A 22,579-nucleotide genomic window follows, 5' to 3' on the forward strand; every position below is an offset into this window, starting at 1 on the left:
GTTTCATTGCCTCTTCGAATGATTAAATTCCTACCGCAGAAATGAGAACATTACAAGAACAAAAAATGCAAAATCGATAGCTGGCCGACCTGCGGCCGGGGTGCCGTTCGCGCCAATCCCACCTGAAGGTGCGCTAGAGTTAAGCCGGAACGGTTGCGGATTTTCTGACATCCAGTGCAGTGGCAATTTATTGTGCGATGCGTTAGAGCTATGCATATGTTGACAGTCATAATGGAATGCCGGGATCAGGAACCGGAACTGGCGCATACGCTGTCTGCGCTTGTAACCGGGGCCGTGGAAGGGCTGGTAAGCGACGTTGTGATCCTCGATCACGGTTCGCGCGATGGATCGTCGCGCGTCGCCGATGCCGCTGGCTGCCGTTTTTATGCGCAGTGGGATATTGAGGATGTCATGCGCTCGGCGCGCGGGCATTGGATCCTGCTGGTCGAACCGGGTGCGCGTCCGCAGAGCGGCTGGATCGAAGAGATTCTCGAATATGTGGCTGTCTGTGCCGAGCCCGCGCGTTTCTCGCCGTCCCGGTATCACAAGCGGCCCTTTTTCAGCCGGATAGTGCGCCGCCGGCCTCCCTTGGAATGCGGCTACCTGATGCCGAAGAAACATGCGGTGGCGATCGCAAAATCCGGCATGGGCCTGACACAGCTCGTGCACGCGCAAAAGCCGCGCCGCCTGAATGCGGAACTGGTTCCCGCCTGGACGGCGAGAACTTCCAACTAACCTGCAACGATGATGAAGCTGCTGTCCCTAGCGGGCGGTGAGCACCTTGCCGGGGTTCATGATGCCGGCAGGATCAAAGGCGTGTTTGATGCGCCGCATCAGGTCCATTTCTATGCCAGGCCTGATCGCGGCCAGCTCGTCGCGCTTCAGCTGGCCGATGCCATGTTCGGCCGAAATCGAGCCGCCGAGCGACAGCACGATGCCGTGCACGATCTCGTTCATATCCCGCCAGTGACCGATGAATTCAGCTTTGTCCGCACCAACCGGCTGGGAAATATTGTAGTGGATGTTGCCATCGCCCAGATGGCCGAAGGCGCAGACGCGGGCGCCGGGAATGGCGGCAAGAACGGCCTTTTCCGCCGTTGCCATGAATTCCGGTATTTTCGACACCGGAACGGAAACGTCGTGCTTGATCGACCCGCCTTCCGGCTTTTGCGCATCCGACATGCTTTCGCGCATATGCCAGAGCGCCTGACGCTGCGCTTCCGATGAAGCGATCACCGCATCCTCGACCAGCCCGGCCGACAAACCGCGCTCCAGCAGCGATTGCATCATCGTTTCAGCCGTCTCAGCCGAATCGGAGGTGGAGATATCGATGAGCGCGTACCAGTCATGCGGCGTTTGTAGCGGATCGCGCACGCCGGGAATATGTTTGGCGGTGAATTCCACGCCGATGCGCGGCATCAGCTCAAAGCCGGTCAGCGCTGTGCCGCAGAGGTTGGAGGCCATTTCGAACAGCTTCAACGCATCGTCGGTGGATCGAAGACCGGCAAAACCCACCTGATGGCCGAGCGGCACGGGGAAAAGCTTCAGCACCGCACCGGTGATAATGCCGAGCGTGCCTTCCGAACCGATGAAGAGATCGCGCAGATCGTAACCCGTATTGTCCTTTTTCAGCCGGCGAAGCCCGTCCCAGATTTCACCTGTCGGCAGCACCACTTCAAGCCCCAGGCAAAGCTGGCGCATATTGCCATAAGCGAGCACCGCCGTGCCGCCGGCATTGGTGGCCAGATTGCCGCCGATGCGGCACGAGCCCTGCGAACCGAGCGACAGCGGGAACATCCGCTCCACGGTCGATGCGGCCTTGTGAATGTCGTCGAGAATACAGCCGGCATCCGCAACGATGGTGTTGGCGACCGGATCGATGTCGCGGATGCGGTTCATGCGCTCGAGCGAGAGGATAATGTCGGTTCCGTCAGCACGCGGCGTCTGGCCACCCACGAGGCCGGTATTGCCGGTCTGCGGCACGATGGGCGTGCCTGTCTCGCTGGCGAGCTTCAGGATGGCTGCAACCTCCCCGACAGTGCCGGGCTTGAGCAGCAGCGGTGACGCACCATGGTAAAGCCCGCGATTTTCCACGAGACGCGGCGCCATTTCCGCAGCGTCGCGTACCGCGTTCTTTTCGCCGACAATGGCAGTGAAGCGGTCGAGGATGTCGGAGGAGGGGGCGGCGATTGTCATTGGCGTCTCGCTGTCATTTGAAACGGTGGGCGAAATGGTGAGTACCGTCAGCCTCGCGGCGCGGCGGCGCGGGAAAGGCGGTCATTGATCGCCTCTCCAAGACCGTGGGCGGGAATGGTTGTGACCGCGATTGTCGCGGCACCGCTCGCGTCGGCTGCTTTGAGATAATCGAACAGATTGGCGGCCGCCTCGGCAAGATCGCCGGAAGGGCTGAGGTCGAGAACGGTACGGGCGATCTCTTGTCCCTCAACCGCGATGCCGCCGAACCGGATCAGTGCCTCGTCGGCAGAAACGGATGTCGCGTCGAGGCGAACGGCTGCACCGGGCGCATAATGCGAGGCGAGCATTCCGGGTGCCTCGATGGCGGCTGATGCCTTTTCCGGCCGTTCGAGCTGGGTGCCGGTGATGCGCTCGATCTCCTCGGTGACGATGCCGCCGGGACGAAGCAGCCGCACCCGCCCGTCGTCTTCCACCTTGACGATGGTGGATTCGACACCGACGGAGGCAGCACCGCCATCAAGAATGAGGTTGATCCTGTTCCCGAGATCGGCCTCGACATGGGCTGCACTGGTGGGGCTGATCTTGCCGGAACTATTGGCACTGGGCGCAGCAAGAGGTTTGTCGAACCGGCGGATCAGATCACCGGCGAAGCCCTGCGGAACGCGAATGCCGACGGTATCGAGCCCCGCCGTTGCCAGTGAGTGAATGCCGCTTGCCGGTTTCAACGGCAGAACCAGCGTCAGCGGGCCGGGCCAGAAGGCTTCGGCGAGGCGTCGTGACACAGGATCGAAAACCGCATAACGTTCGGCCATGGCGATATCGGCCATATGGCAGATCAGCGGATTGAACTGCGGCCTGCCTTTCGTTTCGTAAATGCGGGTAATGGCCGCCGGATCGGTGGCGTCCGCAGCAAGGCCATAGACGGTTTCCGTGGGCAGGGCGATTGGCTGGCCGCGGGAAAGCTCCTCGACGGCCGCCTGAAAGGCGGTTTCCCGCTCGTTTTCGATATCGATATGACGCGCCATGATGCTGCCTTTCAGGGCGTCAATAGCGTATTTCAGGGCCTTATGGAAAGCGCTATCGTGGCTTTTATATTGCCTTGATGATCTTGCGCATCTCGTCCGAGCGGGCGCCGAGCATAAGCACGTTTTTGAGCGCTACGCGCGGGTCGTGGGTCTGGAACAGCAGGCCGCCGCGATGGAAGGAGGTATCGATGGCGATGTTCTTGTTGGGAAGCGCGTTGATGGCGACTGCGAAATACATCCGCGAATAGCGCGCATCGATGTTTTCGAAGAAGTTCTCGGCCCCGCTCAACTCGGCGAAGAAATTCGCGAAATAGAACGACCAGAGCACATGGCGCTCGGCGTCGAAACTGGTTTTCGCTGCCGTGACATGGCAATAGCCGAGATGCGGCCGCTCATCCAGCAGATGGTGGAAAACCATCTTGGGAAAACGGATGGACTGGTGAAAGCCATTGAGACGACTATGGGTGGCATCGGCAGCAGCCTCGAGCTTGCGCCCGGTCATCGCCGCCACTTCGTCATGGCTGTAATAGACGCGTTCCCTCGGCAGCCAGCGTTCTTCGTAGCGGCTGATGCGCCCGGTTCGCAGGAAATCCGAATGCGCGGTCTTTGAACGTATCGGCGTGACCGAATGTTTGCCGGCATCGAAATAACGTATGCGTGTCGCCTTCTCCACCCGGAACGCCCTCGTTGTTGTCGATCAGGCAATATAGTTTAGGGCATGTTAAAACTCCGTTGCGCCGCAACCCCCGTTTTTTAACGGGTAGAGAGGGAGCCGCGCGACATCATGCGTCATATTGCGACGTGGTTTCCGGCGGGGAATAGCTGCCGGATTTCGCAGCGGAATGGCGTGCAGCGGCCATTGGCGCATGTCGCAATTTGTCGCCAATGCGGAAGCCGATGTCGCTGTCTGCGCTGCCGCAAATGAACGCTGATGTTTAGATGGGATCACACTTCCGCAGTCCGATAAATGGTGTGGGGCAGGGCGGTTTGATCGAGGATTTGGCCATGGAATTGCGTGATACCGTACTGCGTCAGCTGAAGAACCGCCGCGAAGGCTTCAGCCTGGAACAGTCTTTCTACACGGACCCGGATTATTTCAATCTGGACATGGAAACCATCTGGTACCGCGACTGGCTGTTTGTCGGCCATGATTGCGAAGTGCCGAAGGCCGGTAACTACATCACCGTTCAGGTCGGCGCCTATTCCGTCGTCATCATTCGCGGTCGCGACGGACAGATTCGCGCCCTCCATAATTCCTGTCGCCATCGCGGTTCCCGCGTCTGCTCTTCTCATAAGGGCCAGTCCGCACGCCTCGTCTGTCCCTATCACCAGTGGACTTATGATCTGGACGGCAAGCTGCTGTTTGCCCGCCATATGGGCGATGATTTCGACAAGGCTGAATTCGGCCTGAAGCCGGTCCACTGCGAAACCGTTGCCGGTTACGTCTTCATCTGCCTGGCAGACCAGCCCGCCGATTTCGCGCCGATGCGCGCCGAGGTCGAAAGCTACATGGCGCCGCATCGCATCTGGGAAGCCAAGGTTGCGCATGAAAGCACGATCATCGAAAAGGGTAACTGGAAGCTCGTCTGGGAAAACAACCGCGAGTGCTACCATTGCGCCGCCAACCATCCGGAACTCTGCCGCACCTATCCTGAAAACCCGAGCGTTACGGGTACGGACGGTGGTGCAAGCGATCCCGAGATCGGTGGCCACTGGGCACGCTGCGAGGCTGCCGGCCTGCCGAGCCGCTTCAAGATCGATCCGAAAGGCCAGTTCCGTGTTGCCCGCATGCCGCTGATCGGCGAGGCGGAAAGCTACACCATGTCGGGAAAACGCGCCGTGCGCCGGCCGCTTTCCGATGATGTCAGCATCAGCCATATCGGCGCGCTGCTTCTGTTCCATTATCCGACGACCTGGAACCACTTCCTCGGCGACCACACCATTTCCTTCCGTGTGCTGCCGCTCAACGCCAACGAGACCATGGTCACCACCAAATGGCTGGTGAACAAGGATGCGGTTGAAGGCGTGGATTACGATCTCGAGGACCTCACGCACGTCTGGAACGAAACCAACGATCAGGACCGCCGCATCGTCGAGGAAAACGCCTTCGGCATCCGTTCGCCCGCTTACCAGCCCGGCCCCTATTCCATGGAAGACGAGGGCGGCGTGATGCAGTTCGTCAACTGGTATGCCGATTTCATGGTTGACCGGCTGTCGGGCGACAAGGCCCGCCTTTCGGCAGTAGCGTAACGCGAAGATGAATATGGCTGTGACCTACAAGCACATAGACGAGATGAAGCCGTGGAGCGACAAGCTCCACCTGCTGGAATGCATTTCGGTGACGCCCGAGACGCCTGACGTGATGACATTCCTGTTCCGGTCGGAGGATCAGAACTGGTTCCGTTATCTGCCGGGCCAGTTCGTGACGCTGGAATTGCCTGTAAGCAAGGAGCCGCTCTACCGCACCTACACATTGTCCTCCAGCCCGTCGCGGCCCTATGCGCTGTCGGTCACGGTCAAGGCGCAGGCCACCAGCATCGGCACGCGCTGGATGTTCGACAATCTGAAGCCCGGCATGAAAATCCGGGCGCTCGGCCCCCTCGGCGATTTCTCTTATGTCCGGCATCCCGGCGACAAATACCTGTTCATCTCGGCCGGCTCCGGCGTTACGCCGATGATGTCGATGGTGCGCGACATGAGCGACCGTGCGCCGCAAAGCGACATCGCCTTCATCAATTGCTCGCGCTCGCCATCCGATATCGTGTTCCGTCACGAGCTGGAATATCTTGCCCGCTTCATGCCGAAACTGTCGCTCGGTTTCATCGTGGAAAATTGCGGCCGCACTGATCTCTGGTCCGGCTTGAAGGGCATGGTCGACAAGGCCAAGATCGCGCTTCTGTCGCCTGATTTCATGGATCGCACGGTGTTCTGTTGTGGACCGGAGCCTTTCATGGCCGCCATCCGCTCCATGCTGGATGCTTCCGGCTTCGACATGAGCCGTTACCACCAGGAAAGCTTTTCGCCAGCCGCCCCGGTTGCTGTGGGCGAGAGTATTCACACCGTGGCGGATGGCGAAGCACTCTCGATGGTGGGGTTCACGCTTTCCGGCAAGGAAGTACCGTGCCAGCCCGGCCAGACCGTTCTGATGACGGCGCGCGCCGCCGGTGTGCGCATCGGTGCCGCCTGCGAATCGGGAATTTGCGGCACCTGCCGGGTGCTGAAGCTCTCCGGCGAGGTGGAGATGAACCACAATGGCGGCATTCTCGATGACGAAATCGATGAAGGCTATATTCTCGCCTGCTGCTCGCGGCCGTTGACCGACGTGAAGGTGGAAGCCTGAGCGCATGAAATCCTGCGTCTTATGCGGGAATCTATTTTTGAACCGGAACCAAAGGTCTTAAAACTCGTTTGCACGTCATCGAATTCTTTTCGGGTGTTTCAATGGGGCTGCCCCTACCTCCGACAAGACCGAGTAGTTAGAAAGCGCGGTTCAACGCGCTACAGCAAACGGAGGAAAGATCATGATGAATTTCCGCACGACGAGCGTCGCTACGGCGGTTGTCCTGTTCCTGACAAGCTTCACGCCGTCGCAGGCGTTCCAGGCGCCTGTTCCGATGGCAAAGCCGGCAATCTCAACTGAGAATGTAGTGCCGGTGCAGTACCGTGAATGGGACCGCCGAGGTGACCGCAGATACGGCGACCGTATGTATCGTCCGCGCCCGTCGCGGGACGGATATTATAACGGCCATCGCGGCTATCGCGACCGCCGTCCGGGCTACCGTTATCACAACGGAATGTGGTTCCCGCTGGCGGCCTTCGCCACTGGCGCAATCATTGGCGGTGCCATGGCGCAGCCGAGACCGGCTTATGGCGGCAGCCATGTTTCCTGGTGCCAGAACCGTTGGCGCTCGTACCGCGCCTACGATAACAGCTACCAGCCGAACAGCGGTCCGCGTCGCGTATGCGTATCTCCCTACAGCCGTTAAGCACGCCTTTCGAAAGCCCGGGTCTGATCCGGGCTTTTGCTTTCAGGTGGCGAGTTTCGGTAACCGAAGCGTGACAACGCCGTTAATGCTGGGTTCAGGCGAAAGCGCCTAGCCTGCAACCTGTGATGTTCCAGCCAGCACCGACAAACTGGCTGGATAAAAAGAAAAAGGTGTTATTATTCACGTGCAACGGCCTGTCGACCGTCGTGAATGGAGGAAGTCAGATGAGAAGCTATGTGAAGAATATCCTGGCTGTCGGTCTTTCTGCAATCGTGGTTGCAGGAGCGATTGTTCCCGCTGAGGCAATGCCATTGCTGATGGCGCCGAAGAGTGTCGAGACCCTCGGTAACGATGCCGGCAAGAATATCGTCAATGTGCAATACTGGCGCGATCGTGACAATCGTGGCGGCTGGGGCGGCGAACGCCGCGGCTGGTACGGCGGCCATCGCGGTTATCGCGACTACCGCCCGGGTTATCGTCACCACGACGGTTACTGGTTCCCGCTCGCAGCCTTTGCGACGGGCGCTATCATCGGCGGCGCACTGTCGCAGCCGCGCGAAGTCTACCGTCCGGTTCCGGAATATCGCCCGCGTCCGGTCTACCGCGAATATCGTCCGGTTCGTCGTGCCGGAATGAGCCAGGCGCATGTGAACTGGTGCTATGGCCGGTATCGGTCCTACGATGCCTATAGCAACACGTTCCAGCCCTACAATGGCCCACGCCAGCCCTGCTATTCGCCTTACAGCTGATAGCACTACTCCGTCACTCCGGCCTTGATCCGGCAAGACGGAATAGGGATTGACCAGCCTGATAGTTACTACGAGCCGCCCGGATACGGGCGGCTTTTTGTTGTCACAGAATACGCGCCCGCTTCAGCACGAACCAGGCAAGCATAACCGAAATCACGATGAAGATGCTGGCCGCCATCGTGCCGCCGGTGCCGACCGTAAATGGCAACTCATCCGTGTTCATGCCGAAGAAGCCGGTGACCAGCGATGGCGGCAGCAGGAATGCCGTCATCAGCGACAGGATATAAAGATGCCGGTTGGTTTCGGACGAGAGTTTGGAATCGATTTCCTCGTGCAGCAGCCTTGCGCGCTCCTGGAGGGCGTAGACATCGTGATCGACGGCCTCGAGGCGGCCCATCAGCCGCGAGGCGACATCCTCGAAACCGTCAGGCATCTCGTCCTCATCGGCGGCAGACGCCCGCCGCATCAGGGTGAGCACCGTGCGCAGATGCCGGTGGAGGCGAACGACCGTGCGCCTGAGCGGCGCAAGACGCCGCCGCTCATCGCGGTTTTCGCTGTCATAGACCAGGTCCTCGATGGCGTTCAGCTCTTCGGTCGTTTCCATCACCAGGCTGATCAGCGAACGCTGGAATTCCGCGACGAGGCCTTCGAAGACATGGGCCGGCGTGAGGTAGCGGTTGGAATTCTTGTCGACTGCCGCTTTCAGCCGGTCCACTGAGCGCAACGGTTGCAGGCGGGTGGTGATGATGAAACGGTCGCTGACCGCGAAATGCAGCCAACCGAAATCACGCGTTTCCTGATCGAACTCGCGCTGGAAATCGACCAGCGTCCCATAAAGTGACTTTTCATCCACCGTGATGGACGGATGGGTTTCATGGGTGGTGAGGCTTGCCAGCGCTGCCGGATCGAGACCGTCGATCGTTTCGAGAAAGCCCGCCACCCGCTGATCCGCGAGATTGAGGTGCAGCCAGAAGAAGCCCTCGCATTGCGCCATCTCGCCAAAGCCCGCATCGGGCGCAAGCCGCCTGCACGGCGCCGTTCCGGGATGGAATTGATAGGCCCAGACAAGGCCGGGGATAGCGGGCGTTATGAGATCCATCGTGGCAGTCCTGACCGGCGGGAAGGGAGGGGAGGCGTCCGTCGCCCCAAGACGGAAGCGGCAGCGGTGGCACGGCACCTGTCAGCGCATGCTGAGCAAATTCATATGACAGTTTTATAACAATCCCGCTGAAAAGACGGGAATTTTCAAATTGACGTTTACGTAAAAATCATTTAGCCCGAAAGCAACAGCACGATAGGCAAGAGCTTCGGGAGGAGGCAGCATGTATACCGCGCCGGTGGATGATATCGCCTTTACACTCAAACATGTGGCGGGTCTGCAAGACGCGTTGTCCAGGGGTGCTCTGGGAGACCTCGGTGAAGATGTGGTCGATGCCATATTACAGGAGGCCGGCCGTTTCGCCACCGAGCAGGTCGCGCCGCTTGCCGATATAGGCGACCGCCAGGGCGCGCGGCTGAGCGACGGCAAGGTCTCAACGCCGGACGGCTGGGCCGATCTTTACCGGCGCTGGTCTGAGGCCGGCTGGAACAGCCTCACCGCACCGGAAGAATTCGGCGGCCAGAACCTGCCGCATATGCTGAATGTCGCCGCACTCGAAATGTGGAATTCCGGTTCCATGGCTTTCGCGCTTGCGCCGACGCTCACCATGGGCGCGGTGGAAGCTCTCGTTGCCCACGGTAGCAACGACCTGAAGCGCCTGTACCTTCCCAAACTCGTCTCCGGCGAATGGACCGGCACGATGAACCTCACCGAACCGCATGCGGGATCGGACCTTGGCGTGCTGAAAACCCGTGCCGAGCGTAATGGTGACGGCACCTACCGCATTTTCGGGCAGAAGATTTTCATCACCTGGGGCGAACATGACGCCGCGGACAATATCATCCACCTCGTTCTTGCCCGCCTGCCGGATGCGCCGGCCGGCACGCGCGGAATTTCGCTGTTCCTCGTGCCGAAATTCCTGCCCGAAGACGATGGCAAGCCGGGCAGCCGCAACGACGTCTTCTGCCATTCGCTGGAGCACAAGCTCGGCATTCACGGTTCGCCCACCTGCACGATGATCTTCGGGGACGGAAAGTTTGGCGAAGAGAAGGGTGCCTCGGGCTGGCTGATCGGCGAGGAGAACAAGGGTCTCGCCTGCATGTTCACCATGATGAACAACGCCCGCCTTGCCGTTGGCATGCAGGGCGTGGCGATCTGCGAGGCGGCGACACAGAAGGCAACTGAATACGCCAGGGAACGCACGCAGGGCAAGGCGCCCGGCTGGCATGGTTCCGGCATGAGCCCGATCATCGAGCATCCCGATATCGCCCGTACGCTGTTGACGATGAAAGCGCTGACGCAAGGTGCGCGCGCCATCTCCTTCAACTGCGCCCACGCCATCGATATGGCGCATGCCGCCGAGGACGTGGCTGAACGCGCCCACTGGCAGGAGCGCGCAGCTCTTTTAACGCCAATCGCCAAGTCCTTCTCCACCGATGCCGGTGTCGATGTCGCTTCCATGGGCATTCAGGTGCATGGCGGCATGGGCTTCATCGAGGAAACCGGTGCGGCGCGTTACCTGCGCGATGCCCGCATCGCGCCCATCTACGAAGGCACCAACGGCATTCAGGCGATCGACCTGGTGGTGCGCAAGCTGCCGCTTTCCGATGGCGCACAGGTGCGCGGTTTCATCGCAGAACTGCGTGAAATCGTCGCCCGAACGGCTGCCTCGAACCGCAGCGATCTCGGCGAGACTGCCCGTTATCTCGAAACGAGTCTCACCGATCTCGAAACGGCGACTGACTGGTTGCTGGAACGCCTGAAAGCGGGCGAAACCGAAACCGCGCTCGCCGGTGCCACGCCCTATCAGCGCCTCTTCGGGCTGGCGCTCACCGGAGCTTATTTTGCCAAGGGCGCCCTGGCCCAGGTGGATGACGGCAGGGGAGCGCATCGCGCAGCGCTCTGCCGTTTTGCGGCGGAAAACCTGCTGGCGGAAACGGCAGCGCTGAGGGATCGCGTCATTGCCGGTGCAGCAAGCCTTGCCGCCGCCCGCGCCGTACTGGGTTAAGGAGAAAACCATGTCGGACGACCATATTCTCGTCGAGCGGGTCAGTCATGCGCCTGACGTTCTGACCATCCGCTTCAACCGGCCGGAAAAGAAAAATGCCATTACCGATGCAATGTATCTGCGCATGGCAGAGGTTCTGAAGGCCGCCAATGCAGACCCGGATATCCGTGTCGTCGCGTTTCTGGGTACGGAAGGCTGCTTTTCCGCCGGCAATGACATGGCCGATTTTCTTGCCTTCGCCATGTCTGGCGCAAAGGGCAAGCTCGCGGTGCTCGATCTTCTGAAGGCGCTGGCAACCTTCGAAAAGCCGCTGGTTTCGGGCGTCGATGGGTTGGCCATCGGCATCGGCACGACGCTGAACCTGCATTGCGATCTGACCGTTGCCTCCAACCGCAGCCTGTTCAAGACGCCGTTCGTGGATCTGGCGCTAGTGCCGGAAGCTGCGTCCAGCCTGCTTGCGCCGAAGCTCATCGGCCATCAGCGCGCCTTTGCCCTGCTGGCCATGGGTGAAGGTTTTACCGCCGAACAGGCCTTGCAGGCTGGAATGATCTGGAAAGTCGTGGCGCCGGAACATGTCGAAAGCGAAACGCTGGCGCTTGCCACGCGGCTTGCCGCCAAGCCGCAGCAGGCGCTGAAGATTGCCCGCGATCTCGTGCGCGGCAATCCGGCGGATGTGCTGGCTCGGATCGACGAGGAAGCCCGCCATTTCACCGCGCAATTGCAGAGTGCCGAGGCGCGGGCCGCTTTCGAGGCATTTATGCGGCGTTAAGCGTTCCGGCAGGAATTCCTTGCGGTTAAGGAACCGGGTAATATGGCTTGGGTTAGATAACGCAACGTCATCCTTCGAAGGCCCCCCGCCATGCGTCACTTTGTTTTCGCCCTGACCGTCCTCCTCTCCGCTGCGACTGTCGCAGAGGCGGCGGCGACCGTGCCTTTGCCGGGTTCGAGCAACAACGTCATTCTGGCGCAGTCCACGCAAGATGACAGCCCGAATTATTACTCCGGCAACTCCCGCGAGCGCCAGCGCCGCGCGCGTTTCGTTTGCGTCATCACCCCGCCGGACAGCGCCAATCGTCGTCGGCCCTATGTCTGCCCCATCGAACAGGGTCGGGTCGGCGGTGCATGCCGTTGCTCGGGTGTGGTCGGCAGCGGCACGGTTGACACCGCCTGGTGATTATTTTTCCAGCGTCGCTACCGCTTCCACATGCGGCGACCACAAGAACTGGTCGACCGGCGTGACGCGCGTGACGCGATAGCCGCCCTCCACCAGAATGGCGAGGTCGCGCGCAAGCGTCAGCGGATTGCAGCTGACGGCGACGATTTTCTTCACCGTGCTGCGCGCAAGTTCCTTGCACTGGAATTCCGCACCGGCGCGCGGCGGATCGAACACCACGGCATCGTAATTCTTCATTTCGCTCGTCATCAACGGCCGGCGGAAAAGATCACGCTTTTCGATGCTGACGGGTTTCAGGCCCTGCGTGTTGCGCGCGGCGAAATCGAGCGCTTTCAGCGGCTTGTCCTCTGCCTCAACCGCATGCACGCGGCCGACGCGCGCAAGCCGCAGTGCAAACGTGCCGGAACCGCAGAAGAGATCAGCGATGCGTTTGGATTTGCCGACATGGGCAAGCACCAGTTCCGCCATGGCGTCTTCGGCCTGTTTGGTTGCCTGCGTGAAACCGCCGGCCGGCGGTGAAACCGGAATGCCGCCAAATTCGATGATCGGCTTTTGCGGTTCGATCAGGATTTCGCCTGATAGCGCGACACGGGCGATGCCACGCATGGCCAGCACCGTTTCCGTCAATGTGCGCCGCTGTTTGTCGCCGACGGATTTGATGCCTTCGACTGAAATGTCGAGGCCCGAAAGCGTTTCAAGAACGGTCATGCGGAACGGCTCGGCATTCGACGCAAGGGAAAGGCCGATGGCGCGCACGGCGTCCAGCCGCGCGACGATACCGGGCGAGGTGACGGGACATTCCTCGATGGCGACGATGTGATGGCTGTTTGCCTGGCTGAAGCCGAGCAGCAGGCCCTTTTCCGTCTTGCGGGCGGCAAACACTGCGCGGCGGCGCTCGCCGGGGCGACAGATGACGAGATCGTCTACTGGCGGCGTCAGGCCTTTCGATCTAAGCGCCGAAACCACCAGCTCCCGCTTGAAGGCGTGGTATGGCCGGTCGGCAAAATGCTGCAGCGAACAGCCGCCGCAGGTGCCGTTAACGCCCTCGGGGCCGAAGTGGCGGCACACGGGTTCGCGGCGATCCGCAGAGGCTTCCGCAATCGAGATGATGGTGCCGGTATCCTTGACCCTGGCGATGGCGACCGTTTCGCCGGGCAGGGCGAAGGGCACATAGACCGGGCCGTCGGGACAGTGCGCAATGCCGTCGCCCTGCGCGCCAAGGCTCTTGATGCTGACGGTCTGCGTGCTCATGGCTTTTCGCCTCCGAGAAGAAATTCGATATTGCCATCGCCGCCGGAAATCGGCGAGGGGATGAGACCGAGGCTCTTCCATCCCATGTCTTCAACGAGCCAGCGTTCCAGTTCGGCAGCAACGGCAGGCGCCGTTTCCGGCTCTTTCAACAGCCCGGCCTTGCTGATGGCATCACGGCCTGCCTCGAATTGCGGCTTGACCAGCAGAACCGCGTGCGCGCCGGAGGCGGCAAGTGCGAGTGCCGGGGCAAGGGCGAGCTTGATGGAGATGAAGGACACGTCAGAGACGATGAAGTCCACGGACCGGTCATCAATGTCGTCGGTTGTCAGGAAGCGGGCATTCAGCCCTTCCAGATTGGTCACGCGCGGATCGTTCTCGATCCTTGGATGCATCTGTCCGTGGCCGACATCGATGGAGGTGACGTGTTTTGCGCCGCGATGAAGCAATACCTCGGTGAAGCCGCCGGTGGAGGCGCCGACGTCGAGGCATTCATGGCCCTTCGGATTGAGCCCGAAGTGATCGAGCGCGGCGGTGAGCTTGAGGGCGGCGCGGGAAACATAGGCCTGCGCCGGATCGGTAATGGCGATCTTGACGTTTCCGGCAACGGTTTGGCTTGGCTTTGTGGCCGTTTTCCCGTTGACGCTCACGGTGCCGCGCGCAATCGCATCGCGCGCACGCGAGCGGCTGGCAAAGTGGCCGAGCGAAACAAGAAGCTGGTCAAGCCGTTCATTTTCAGGTGTTTTGGACATGGTCCCGTGTCAATGACCGCCAAACCCCGCAGATGCAAGCGATTTATCGCGCGCACGGTTTCGCAACGGCACCATTTGCCGCAGCGCAGGGTCGTTTCGCGGTCGTTAAACAGCATATGCGATTAATCCAATATAAAGGCTTGTATTGCACTTTGTCTGCAAGGCCCGTGCGGCCAGTCGGAACCTGCCATGACGGCATCTCCTCCCATTCCCAAAATTGCGACCGTTGCAGCGCAGACGCTTGCTCCGTGGCATCAGGTCGCCGAGAGAGTTTGCGATGTCGCTAAAAAATTTCCCCATCAACATTAAGCTCATTGTCACCTTCTGCGTCTTGATGGGCGTGTGCCTGCTCGCCTCGGCGGTGGTCTTCTGGCAGACGCTGGGGAGCGAGCACGTCACGGTCCAGAACAACAAGGCCAACAAAATCATGCATGCGGTTGACGGTGCGACGGCCGCGATGTTGGAACAGGCCGTCAACCAGCGCGGCTTTCTGCTGTTTCGCAGCGACAGCACCTACAACGATGTTTTCGCCCAGCGCGACCTGATGCTGAAGAAGCTTGGTGAAGCCCGTGCGCTTGCCGCCGGCCAGCCGGACATTCTGAAATCCATCGATGACATGCAGGCATCAGCCACCGTGTTCTTCAAGGAACTGGCGGAACCGCAGCTTGCCGCCCGCAAGACGACCGAAGCACCGATTTCCGAAATCATCGAGATCGGTCGCAATCAGGCCAAGGGTCAGCTCGACGGTTTCCGCGCCTCCGCCGCCAAGATCAAGGACCAGCTGAACGGCTTGTCGGCAAGCTACGCCGCACAGCAGGATGCTGCCGCACTCAACCTCAAGCTCGCGCTTCTGGGCGGCGGCGCGGTTGCCGGTCTTCTGGCCGTGGCCCTCATCTGGGCGCTGTCGCGCTCCATCGTCACGCCGATCGTCGGTATGACGGCGGCTATGAGCAGGCTTGCCGACGGCGATATGACCACGGAAGTTCCGGCTCTCGACCGCAAGGATGAAGTCGGCAAAATGGCGAAAGCCGTTCTCGTCTTCAAGGAAGCCGGGCTGGAAAAATCCCGCCTTGCCGGCGAAACCGAGCGCATGCGCTCCGCAACCGAGACCGAGCGCCGCCGCAACGAGGAAGAGAAGGCTCAGGACGAAGTCGCCAACGCCCTTGCGCGTGACGAGCTTGGCAAGGGTCTTTCGGCTCTGGCGGAAGGCGATCTCGCCTACCGCATCGAAACGCCGTTCGCCTCCTACATCGACCCCATCCGTATCGACTTCAACAGCGCTGTCGAAAAGCTGCAGCAGGCCATGCGCGCAGTTGGCGAGAATGCCGCTGCAATCAATGCCGGGGCTTCGGAAATGCTCTCTGCCGCCGACGACCTGTCGCGCCGCACCGAACAGCAGGCCGCTTCCATCGAGGAAACCGCCGCAGCACTGGAAGAAGTCACCACCACGGTGCGTGATAGCGCAAGGGGTGCTGAGGACGCCGGCAATCTGGTTCAGCGCGCCCGCAGCGGAGCGGAAAAATCCGGAGTCGTGGTTCGCAAGGCGGTTGCCGCCATGCGCGAGATCGAAAAATCATCAGGCGAAATCGGCAACATCATCGGCGTCATCGACGATATCGCTTTCCAGACCAACCTGCTTGCGCTGAACGCAGGCGTCGAAGCCGCCCGTGCGGGTGATGCGGGCAAGGGCTTTGCCGTCGTCGCGCAGGAAGTGCGTGAACTCGCCCAGCGTTCCGCCAATGCCGCAAAGGAAATCAAGACGCTGATCGGCGCTTCCAGCCAGCAGGTGGAAAACGGCGTCAACCTCGTCGACGAGACCGGCAAGGCGCTCGAACTCATCGTGGCGGAAGTCGAGGAGATCAACGCTCATGTCAGCGCCATCGTTGTCGCTGCCCGCGAACAGGCGACTGGTCTGCAGGAAATCAACACGGCCGTGAACACCATGGATCAGGGCACGCAGCAGAATGCCGCGATGGTTGAGCAGCAGACCGCCGCCAGCCATTCGCTCGCCCGTGAAGCGGAAGCGCTCAATAGCCTGCTCGGCCAGTTCAAGGTGGGCGGCGTTCGCGGTGCCGTTGCCGGCGCCGGCGGATATTCTGCTCCTCGCCAGTCCTCGGTGAAGCCTGTCTACCAGTCCGCACCCGCCGCACCAGTCAGAAAAGCCGCAGTGAAGCCTGCCTCCACAACCGCAAGGCCGGTCGCTTCACCCGCCCGCGCCCTTGGCCAAAGCCTCGCCCGCGCCTTTGGCGGCAAAGCAGAAGCGCCGGCTGCCAAGGATCAGGACTGGACGGAGTTTTGAACGGAACGATCAGGATCTTGAAATGAAAAAAGGGGGGCCTGCGAGGTCCCCTTTTTGCGACAAGGTTTGTCACGCCCAATATCCATGGCCGATCAACCGAAGTGCAGGCCCTCTTCGCCTATGTGCCCTGTAGCCTGAACATCCGCGCGAAAAATGCCTTGTTGGATAGACGGTGAATCAGGGCAGCAATGACGGCGGTTGCCGCAATGGCGAAAACGAGCCGTCCGGCGAGGACGCCATAGATATCGGCGCCCAGAGACATCACGACTATGGTGTCCTCAATCACGCTATGCGCAAAGCCCATGAACACGCATGACAGAAAGACCTGACGCGCAGATATGGTTCCCGATCGCGCCTCGCGGATCAGAAGACCGGCCCCGTAGGAAATCCCCAGGAACAATCCGATTGCGGTGAGATGTTCGGCCTCGCCGCGAATGCCGGCAAGACGCAACACCGGCGAAAGCGCTTTCATCATCAATTTCATCAGCCCGGTCAGCTTCAGGATTTCAAGGCCAAAGGACAGGGCGAGAAGGATGACGAGCATGAAGAGCATGGTTTCACCAAGGCCCCAAAAATAATCCACCCAGTCGGGTGTGGCGCTCATGGCGCTCCAGGCGGGGTTTACCGGAGCCGAAAGCCACCCCGTCGCCTCCAGAAGATGATGTAGCAGAAACGCATAAAGCAATCCGCCAGCGATACGCAGCAGCGTCGTAGCGACTATTCCGGGGCCAGCCTTTTCAATGATCTTCTGTTCGATGGGCAGGCCGTGTGCGAACAGAATGAGGGCCGAAAAAACCGTTATATCCGCCACATCAAGTGAAGATACGGGAACGAGCGTGAAAACCAACGGCACCGCGCCCCATATTCCCACCAGCATTCCCGTCAACCACGCCAGACCCAGCTCTGGCGGAAGCCCGATCAGGTTCATGACCGGCGCAAAGGCAGGAGCAACCGCCTCGATCGCGCCCATCCTCGATAATATCTCGGTCAGGATAGCGATTGGAACCGTGATCCGGACGAGCACCCAATAAATTTCTAGCGTTTCCAGCGTCTTGCGCCAGACGGGCATCAGGAATGGCATCCGAGACTCTCCTTCAAGGTTGTTCCAATCCACTAGCCCGAGCCGGTTCGCATTTGCGGTCAAAGATTGCGTTTTTATGCAATTTTATTGCAAATTCACTGTCGGACGATATGGTTCGGAAATGGATAGGATCGACCGGAAACTCTTGAACCTCTTGCAGGGCGACGCGTCGCGCACGAATGTGGATATGGCCGACGAGGTGGGGCTATCGCCCTCCAGTTGCCTGCGCCGTCTGCAACGGTTGCGCAAATCGGGTGTGATCGACCGCATTGTCGCGATCCTCAATCCTGCCAAGGCCGGGCGGGTGATCAGGGCTCTGGTGACGGTGGAACTGAAGTTGCATGGCGAGCAGCACATGCGCCGCTTTCTGGACATGGCAAGCGCCGAAGAAGCCGTCTCACATGCCTATGCCGTCACCGGCGCAACTGATGTCGTGCTGATGCTGCGCCTGCGCGACATGGAGGAGTTCGATGCCCTGTGCGACAGGCTGTTCCGCGACCAGAACAATGTCGCGCGCTTCTTCACGATGGTCGTCATAAAAACGGCGAAAGAGGAAACGGCCATTCGGCTTTGAAGAGGCAACAGTTTAGCTTCGATGAGACGGTCCCGTCTCATCGGTGATCGTGCCGCAATCGAGCAAAAATATGGGAATATTGTTGGTTTCAGACTTCTTTGGGAACGGCGCCGCTACGATCTGAACAACACCATTACCCCGCAAATCCCACACCTGCCTGACGCTGGCCGAGCGCATTGAACACGGTGGAAACGATGCCTGCGCGGTCGAGGCCGGCATTGGCATACATGGTCTCGGGCTTGGCCTGCTCCACCCAATGGTCAGGCAGGGTCAGGGTCCGAACCTTCGGGCCATGGTCGAGCAAGCCTGCGCTTGCCATGAAATGCAGCACATGTGCACCGAAACCGCCGACAGAGCCTTCCTCGATTGTCACCAGAACCTCATGATGGGCCGCAAGCTGGCGGATGAGGTCGAGGTCGAGCGGCTTGGCGAAGCGCGCATCGGCAACCGTGGTCGAAAGGCCGGCGGCATCAAGGTCTTCGGCAGCCGCCAGGCATTCCGCAAGGCGTGTGCCGAAGGAAAGGAGTGCGACCTTGGTACCCTCCTTGATGATGCGGCCCTTGCCGATCTCAAGAATCTGGCCGCGTGCGGGCATCTCGACGCCCACGCCTTCGCCGCGCGGATAACGGAAGGAAATCGGGCCTTCATCATATGCTGCAGCTGTGCGAACCATATGTTTCAGCTCGGCCTCGTCGGACGCCGCCATAACCACCATGCCGGGCAGGGTGGCAAGGAATGTGGTGTCGAACGAGCCAGCATGGGTCGGTCCGTCTGCGCCGACGAAGCCGGCGCGGTCGATGGGGAAGCGCACGGCCAAGCTCTGGATCGCCACATCATGCACCAGCTGGTCGTAACCGCGTTGCAGGAAGGTGGAATAAAGCGCGCAGAACGGCTTGTAGCCATCCGCCGCAAGCCCCGCCGCGAAGGTGACGGCGTGCTGCTCGGCAATCCCGACATCGAAGGTGCGGGCCGGGAAAAGTTCGGCCATCTTGTCCAGCCCGGTACCATTAGGCATGGCGGCGGTGACGCCGATGATCTTGTCGTCGAGTGTCGCTTCCTGGATAAGCGCTTCGGCAAACACGCTGGTATAGCTCGGTGCATTCGGCTTGGCTTTCGCCTGTGCGCCGGTAATGACATCGAACTTGTTGACGCCGTGATATTTGTCCGCTGCTGCTTCCGCCGGCGCATAACCCTTGCCCTTCTGCGTCACCACATGGATGAGAACAGGGCCTTTCTGGTTGTCGCGCACATTGCGCAGCACCGGCAGCAGGTGATCGAAGGAATGACCGTCGATCGGGCCGATGTGATAGAAGCCAAGCTCCTCGAACAGCGTGCCGCCGGTTACGTAACCGCGCGCATGGGTCACGGCGCGGGTAATGGCGCGATCGATGGTCTTGCCGAGATAGGCGGTGAGTTTCTTGCCGAAATCGCGAAAGCCCATATAGGTGCGGCCGGAGGCCAGCCGCGCGAGATAAGCGCTCATCGCGCCCGTCGGCGGCGCAATCGACATGTCGTTGTCGTTGAGGATGACGATCAGTCGCGCGTCGAGCGCACCGGCATTGTTGAGCGCCTCAAACGCCATGCCCGCAGACATGGAGCCATCACCGATGACGGCGATAACCTTGCGGTCGCTCTGATCCAGCCCCGCCGCCACCGCCATGCCGAGACCGGCGGAGATGGAGGTGGAGGAATGGCCGGCGCCGAAATCGTCATATTCGCTCTCGGCCCGACGCGTGAAACCGGAAAGCCCGCCTTCCTGGCGCAGCGTGCGGATGCGCTCGCGACGGCCGGTCAGGATTTTGTGCGGATAACATTGGTGGCCGACATCGAAGATCAAACGGTCTTCCGGCGTGTTGAACACCTTGTGGATGGCAATCGTCAGCTCCACCACGCCCAGACCGGCACCCAGATGCCCGCCGGTGCTCGACACCGCGTCGATCATCTCGTCGCGCAACTCCCTTGCCAGTTCCGGCAGGTCGCGATCGTCGATCTCCTTGAGATCGGATGGAAAATTCACCCGGTCAAGCAATGGGGTCTGTGGCATTCCGGTCAATCGTTCGGCCTTTTCTCGTGTCAGCGGTGGGCACCAGTGCGTCTTTCATATGGAAAGCCGGCAGTTGAGCCCTGCATGTCGTTCACTTCTATAGAATTTCAACCCTCCGGCAAAGGGACAAACTCTTCTTCGTCGCCGGGAACGATATCGAAGCGTCCGGTTCTCCACTCCTGTTTGGCCTGCTCTATGCGTTCTTTTGATGACGAAACGAAGTTCCACCAGATGTAACGGCGCTGGTTGAGTGCCGCACCGCCGAAGATCATGATGTGACAGCCGCCATTGCCGCTCTGCAATGTGATGTCGTCGCCGGGCCGGAAGACGAGCAACTGGTCGGCGGCAAAAACGTCACCCGCGACATCCAGAGAGCCGGAAAGAATGTAGATCGCCCGTTCCTCATGGTCGGCAGAGAACGGGAATTTCACACCCGGTTCCAGCGTCAGGTCAACGTAAAGCGTGTCGGTAAAAGCCGAAACGGGGGAAGTGAGGCCTTCGAAATCACCGATAACGACCCGACCGGATGCGCCCTTGATATCGATCAGAGGCATGTCTTCCCGGGCGGTATGGGAAAAGGCCGGGGCGATTTCCTCCATATGATCGGGGAGGGCAAGCCAGGTCTGCAGGCCGGACATGGAAAGCGGATGGCCGCGCAGGTTTTCCGGCGTGCGCTCCGAATGCACGATTCCGCGCCCCGCCGTCATCAGGTTGATGTCGCCGGGCCGGATGACCAGTTCGGTGCCGAGGCTGTCGCGATGCTTGATTTCGCCGTCAAACAGATAGGTAACGGTGGAAAGCCCGATATGCGGATGCGGCTTGACATCCAGCGCCTCGCCCGCCTTCAGGATGGCCGGACCCATGCGGTCGAAAAAGATGAACGGGCCGACCAGCCGCCGCTGCCGCGTCGGCAGCGCACGCCGCACTGCGAAGCCGCCAATATCGCTGGTGCGCGGGATGATGAGGTTTTCGATGGCGTCGCAGGCAAAAGCATCACCCGCGACAGGATCGTTGCCGGGAAAGAAGGACATCCGAAGCTCCTCGTATCGTTACACGCAAGCTTACCACGAACGATACGACGTGGGAGCGCCGCAATGTTGAACGCTGTGTCGCCCCCGTTCAACAGGGCGTGTTTATTCCCCGTCCAGAGGCTCCACGCCCTGCGGTTTTCCGGCGCGGTCGAGACGGATTTTCTCGATACGCTTTTCGGCGGCGTTCAGAAGCGTCTCGCAATGTTTTTTCAGGGCTTCGCCGCGCTCGTAGATGGCGATCGACTCGTCCAGCGCCACGTCTCCGCGCTCCAGGCGTGCGACAATGCTTTCCAGCTCGGCGACGGCCTTTTCGAAGGAATAACCGCTGACATCGGCTGTGTTGGCATTTTCCGTCATTTTCAACCCTTCATCATTCTCAAAATATGCATGGCTGCCGATTCCGCCAGCCCTTCCAGATCATAACCGCCTTCAAGCAGGCTGACGACCCGGTTTGAGGCGTATTTGTCCGCCATTTCCAGCAGCCGCCCCGTCGCCCAGTCGAAATCCTCGCCCACCAGATTGATCTGCGCCAGCGGATCGCGGTGATGCGCGTCGAAACCGGCGGAGATGATGATGAGATCGGGCGAAAAATCGGCAATCGCCGGCAGGACGCGGGATTTGAACGCCTCACGAAAATACTCGCTGCCGGTATTGGGGGAAAGTGGCGCGTTGACGACATTGTTCTTCACGCCGGTTTCGTTTTTATCGCCGCTCCACGGGTAAAGCGGCATCTGATGGGTGGAACAGAACAGCACTGACGTGTCGTTCCAGAAGATATCCTGCGTACCGTTGCCGTGATGCACGTCCCAGTCGATGATGGCGACGCGCTCTGCGCCGTGCACCTTCTGGGCGTGACGGGCGGCGATTGCCGCATTGTTGAAGAGACAGAACCCCATGGCCTTTGCGGTTTCCGCATGGTGGCCGGGCGGGCGGGACGCAACGAAGACGTTGTCGGCGGCACCCTTAAACACGTCGTCCACCGCCGCCATCGCAGCACCTATACCGGTCAGCGCCGCCTGCAGGCTTTTCGGCGAGACATAGGTGTCGGCCTCGACGCGGTTGATCTCGCCATCTTCCTCGGGAATCTGGCGCATGACGGACAGCAGATGCTCCTCCGGATGCGCCAGAAGCACGGCATCCTCGTTGGCCTGCGGTGCTTGCTTGCGGACCAGCCGCTCGAAATTCGGATGTTCGAGCGCAATGTTCAGAGATCGCAGCCGATCCGGCCGCTCGGGATGGCCTTCCGGCGTGATGTGTTCAAGGAAGATCGGATGTTCGTAAAGACGGGTCGCCATTCTCTAATCCTCCCGAAA

21 protein-coding genes are annotated in these 22,579 nt (G+C 60.4%); 10 read left to right on the forward strand and 11 right to left on the reverse strand.

The features are described from left to right. Positions 1-216 precede the first annotated feature (216 nt). Positions 217-735, forward strand: a complete 519-nt coding sequence (locus CRO62_RS21225) for a hypothetical protein (RefSeq protein ID WP_003511706.1) — start codon at positions 217-219, stop codon at positions 733-735. A gap of 27 nt (positions 736-762) precedes the next feature. Here CRO62_RS21225 and CRO62_RS21230 read toward each other — a convergent pair whose 3' ends face one another. The 3 genes from CRO62_RS21230 to CRO62_RS21240 form a co-directional block, all read right to left on the reverse strand. Beyond that, a complete protein-coding gene (locus CRO62_RS21230; protein ID WP_097101685.1) occupies positions 763-2,196 on the reverse strand; it encodes an FAD-binding oxidoreductase in 1,434 nt (477 codons plus the stop codon). A gap of 47 nt (positions 2,197-2,243) precedes the next feature. Continuing rightward, positions 2,244-3,221, reverse strand: coding sequence for an L-threonylcarbamoyladenylate synthase (locus CRO62_RS21235; protein ID WP_097101688.1), 978 nt, complete (start codon positions 3,219-3,221; stop codon positions 2,244-2,246). A gap of 64 nt (positions 3,222-3,285) precedes the next feature. Then, the gene (locus CRO62_RS21240; protein WP_097101690.1) at positions 3,286-3,894 is read right to left on the reverse strand and encodes a DUF6656 family protein; all 609 of its coding nucleotides are present in this window, start codon (positions 3,892-3,894) and stop codon (positions 3,286-3,288) included. 332 nt (positions 3,895-4,226) lie between these two features. Between CRO62_RS21240 and CRO62_RS21245 the strand changes: the two genes are divergently transcribed. The 4 genes from CRO62_RS21245 to CRO62_RS21260 all read left to right on the forward strand — a co-directional run bounded on the left by CRO62_RS21245 (position 4,227) and on the right by CRO62_RS21260 (position 7,956). After that, positions 4,227-5,471 carry an aromatic ring-hydroxylating oxygenase subunit alpha gene (locus CRO62_RS21245; protein ID WP_003511714.1) on the forward strand — a complete coding sequence of 415 codons (1,245 nt, stop codon included), beginning with the start codon at positions 4,227-4,229 and terminating at the stop codon, positions 5,469-5,471. A 7-nt stretch (positions 5,472-5,478) separates the two neighbouring features. After that, positions 5,479-6,561: a hybrid-cluster NAD(P)-dependent oxidoreductase gene (locus tag CRO62_RS21250; RefSeq protein WP_065688051.1), complete on the forward strand. Its 1,083-nt coding sequence runs from the start codon at positions 5,479-5,481 to the stop codon at positions 6,559-6,561. Positions 6,562-6,742: 181 nt separating this feature from the next. Further along, positions 6,743-7,207: a BA14K family protein gene (locus CRO62_RS21255; RefSeq protein ID WP_065688052.1), complete on the forward strand. Its 465-nt coding sequence runs from the start codon at positions 6,743-6,745 to the stop codon at positions 7,205-7,207. 224 nt (positions 7,208-7,431) lie between these two features. Beyond that, complete coding sequence (locus CRO62_RS21260) at positions 7,432-7,956, forward strand: BA14K family protein (RefSeq protein ID WP_019564209.1); 525 nt, start codon at positions 7,432-7,434, stop codon at positions 7,954-7,956. Between the two features lie 103 nt (positions 7,957-8,059). Here CRO62_RS21260 and CRO62_RS21265 read toward each other — a convergent pair whose 3' ends face one another. After that, a complete protein-coding gene (locus tag CRO62_RS21265; RefSeq protein WP_003511722.1) occupies positions 8,060-9,055 on the reverse strand; it encodes a transporter in 996 nt (331 codons plus the stop codon). A 223-nt stretch (positions 9,056-9,278) separates the two neighbouring features. On the opposite strand from CRO62_RS21265, the gene CRO62_RS21270 reads away from it, so the two are divergent. From CRO62_RS21270 to CRO62_RS21280, 3 genes are all read left to right on the forward strand, one after another. Continuing rightward, positions 9,279-11,063, forward strand: coding sequence for an acyl-CoA dehydrogenase (locus tag CRO62_RS21270; RefSeq protein WP_097101692.1), 1,785 nt, complete (start codon positions 9,279-9,281; stop codon positions 11,061-11,063). A 10-nt stretch (positions 11,064-11,073) separates the two neighbouring features. Then, positions 11,074-11,832 (forward strand): crotonase/enoyl-CoA hydratase family protein, encoded by a 759-nt coding sequence (locus tag CRO62_RS21275; protein WP_097101694.1) that lies wholly within the window; start codon positions 11,074-11,076, stop codon positions 11,830-11,832. 90 nt (positions 11,833-11,922) lie between these two features. Then, positions 11,923-12,237 (forward strand): hypothetical protein, encoded by a 315-nt coding sequence (locus tag CRO62_RS21280; protein WP_097101696.1) that lies wholly within the window; start codon positions 11,923-11,925, stop codon positions 12,235-12,237. Here the strand turns inward: CRO62_RS21280 and CRO62_RS21285 are convergent, their stop codons facing one another. After that, positions 12,238-13,488, reverse strand: coding sequence for a class I SAM-dependent RNA methyltransferase (locus tag CRO62_RS21285; RefSeq protein WP_097101698.1), 1,251 nt, complete (start codon positions 13,486-13,488; stop codon positions 12,238-12,240). After that, on the reverse strand, positions 13,485-14,237 hold the full coding sequence (locus CRO62_RS21290; protein ID WP_097101700.1) for a TlyA family RNA methyltransferase: 753 nt from the start codon (positions 14,235-14,237) through the stop codon (positions 13,485-13,487). Before CRO62_RS21290 ends, CRO62_RS21285 begins: the two co-directional genes overlap by 4 nt. A gap of 277 nt (positions 14,238-14,514) precedes the next feature. Here CRO62_RS21290 and CRO62_RS21295 point away from each other — a divergent pair, with 277 nt between their 5' ends. Beyond that, positions 14,515-16,536: a methyl-accepting chemotaxis protein gene (locus CRO62_RS21295; RefSeq protein WP_097101702.1), complete on the forward strand. Its 2,022-nt coding sequence runs from the start codon at positions 14,515-14,517 to the stop codon at positions 16,534-16,536. Positions 16,537-16,654: 118 nt separating this feature from the next. Here CRO62_RS21295 and CRO62_RS21300 read toward each other — a convergent pair whose 3' ends face one another. Then, entirely contained in the window at positions 16,655-17,617 is a 963-nt protein-coding gene (locus CRO62_RS21300; protein ID WP_097101704.1) for a nucleoside recognition domain-containing protein, read from the reverse strand. Between the two features lie 121 nt (positions 17,618-17,738). Between CRO62_RS21300 and CRO62_RS21305 the strand changes: the two genes are divergently transcribed. Beyond that, complete coding sequence (locus CRO62_RS21305) at positions 17,739-18,191, forward strand: Lrp/AsnC family transcriptional regulator (protein ID WP_097103186.1); 453 nt, start codon at positions 17,739-17,741, stop codon at positions 18,189-18,191. 133 nt (positions 18,192-18,324) lie between these two features. Here the strand turns inward: CRO62_RS21305 and dxs are convergent, their stop codons facing one another. The 4 genes from dxs to CRO62_RS21325 form a co-directional block, all read right to left on the reverse strand. Then, the gene (gene dxs, locus CRO62_RS21310) at positions 18,325-20,244 is read right to left on the reverse strand and encodes a 1-deoxy-D-xylulose-5-phosphate synthase (protein ID WP_097101707.1); all 1,920 of its coding nucleotides are present in this window, start codon (positions 20,242-20,244) and stop codon (positions 18,325-18,327) included. Between the two features lie 98 nt (positions 20,245-20,342). After that, positions 20,343-21,266: a pirin family protein gene (locus CRO62_RS21315; protein WP_097101709.1), complete on the reverse strand. Its 924-nt coding sequence runs from the start codon at positions 21,264-21,266 to the stop codon at positions 20,343-20,345. 102 nt (positions 21,267-21,368) lie between these two features. Then, positions 21,369-21,623 (reverse strand): exodeoxyribonuclease VII small subunit, encoded by a 255-nt coding sequence (locus CRO62_RS21320; protein ID WP_003503059.1) that lies wholly within the window; start codon positions 21,621-21,623, stop codon positions 21,369-21,371. A gap of 2 nt (positions 21,624-21,625) precedes the next feature. After that, on the reverse strand, positions 21,626-22,561 hold the full coding sequence (locus tag CRO62_RS21325) for a histone deacetylase family protein (protein ID WP_097101711.1): 936 nt from the start codon (positions 22,559-22,561) through the stop codon (positions 21,626-21,628). Between the last annotated feature and the right edge of the window lie 18 nt (positions 22,562-22,579).

Source organism: Rhizobium sp. AN6A, assembly GCF_900215635.1.
GTDB classification, from domain to species: domain Bacteria; phylum Pseudomonadota; class Alphaproteobacteria; order Rhizobiales; family Rhizobiaceae; genus Agrobacterium; species Agrobacterium tumefaciens.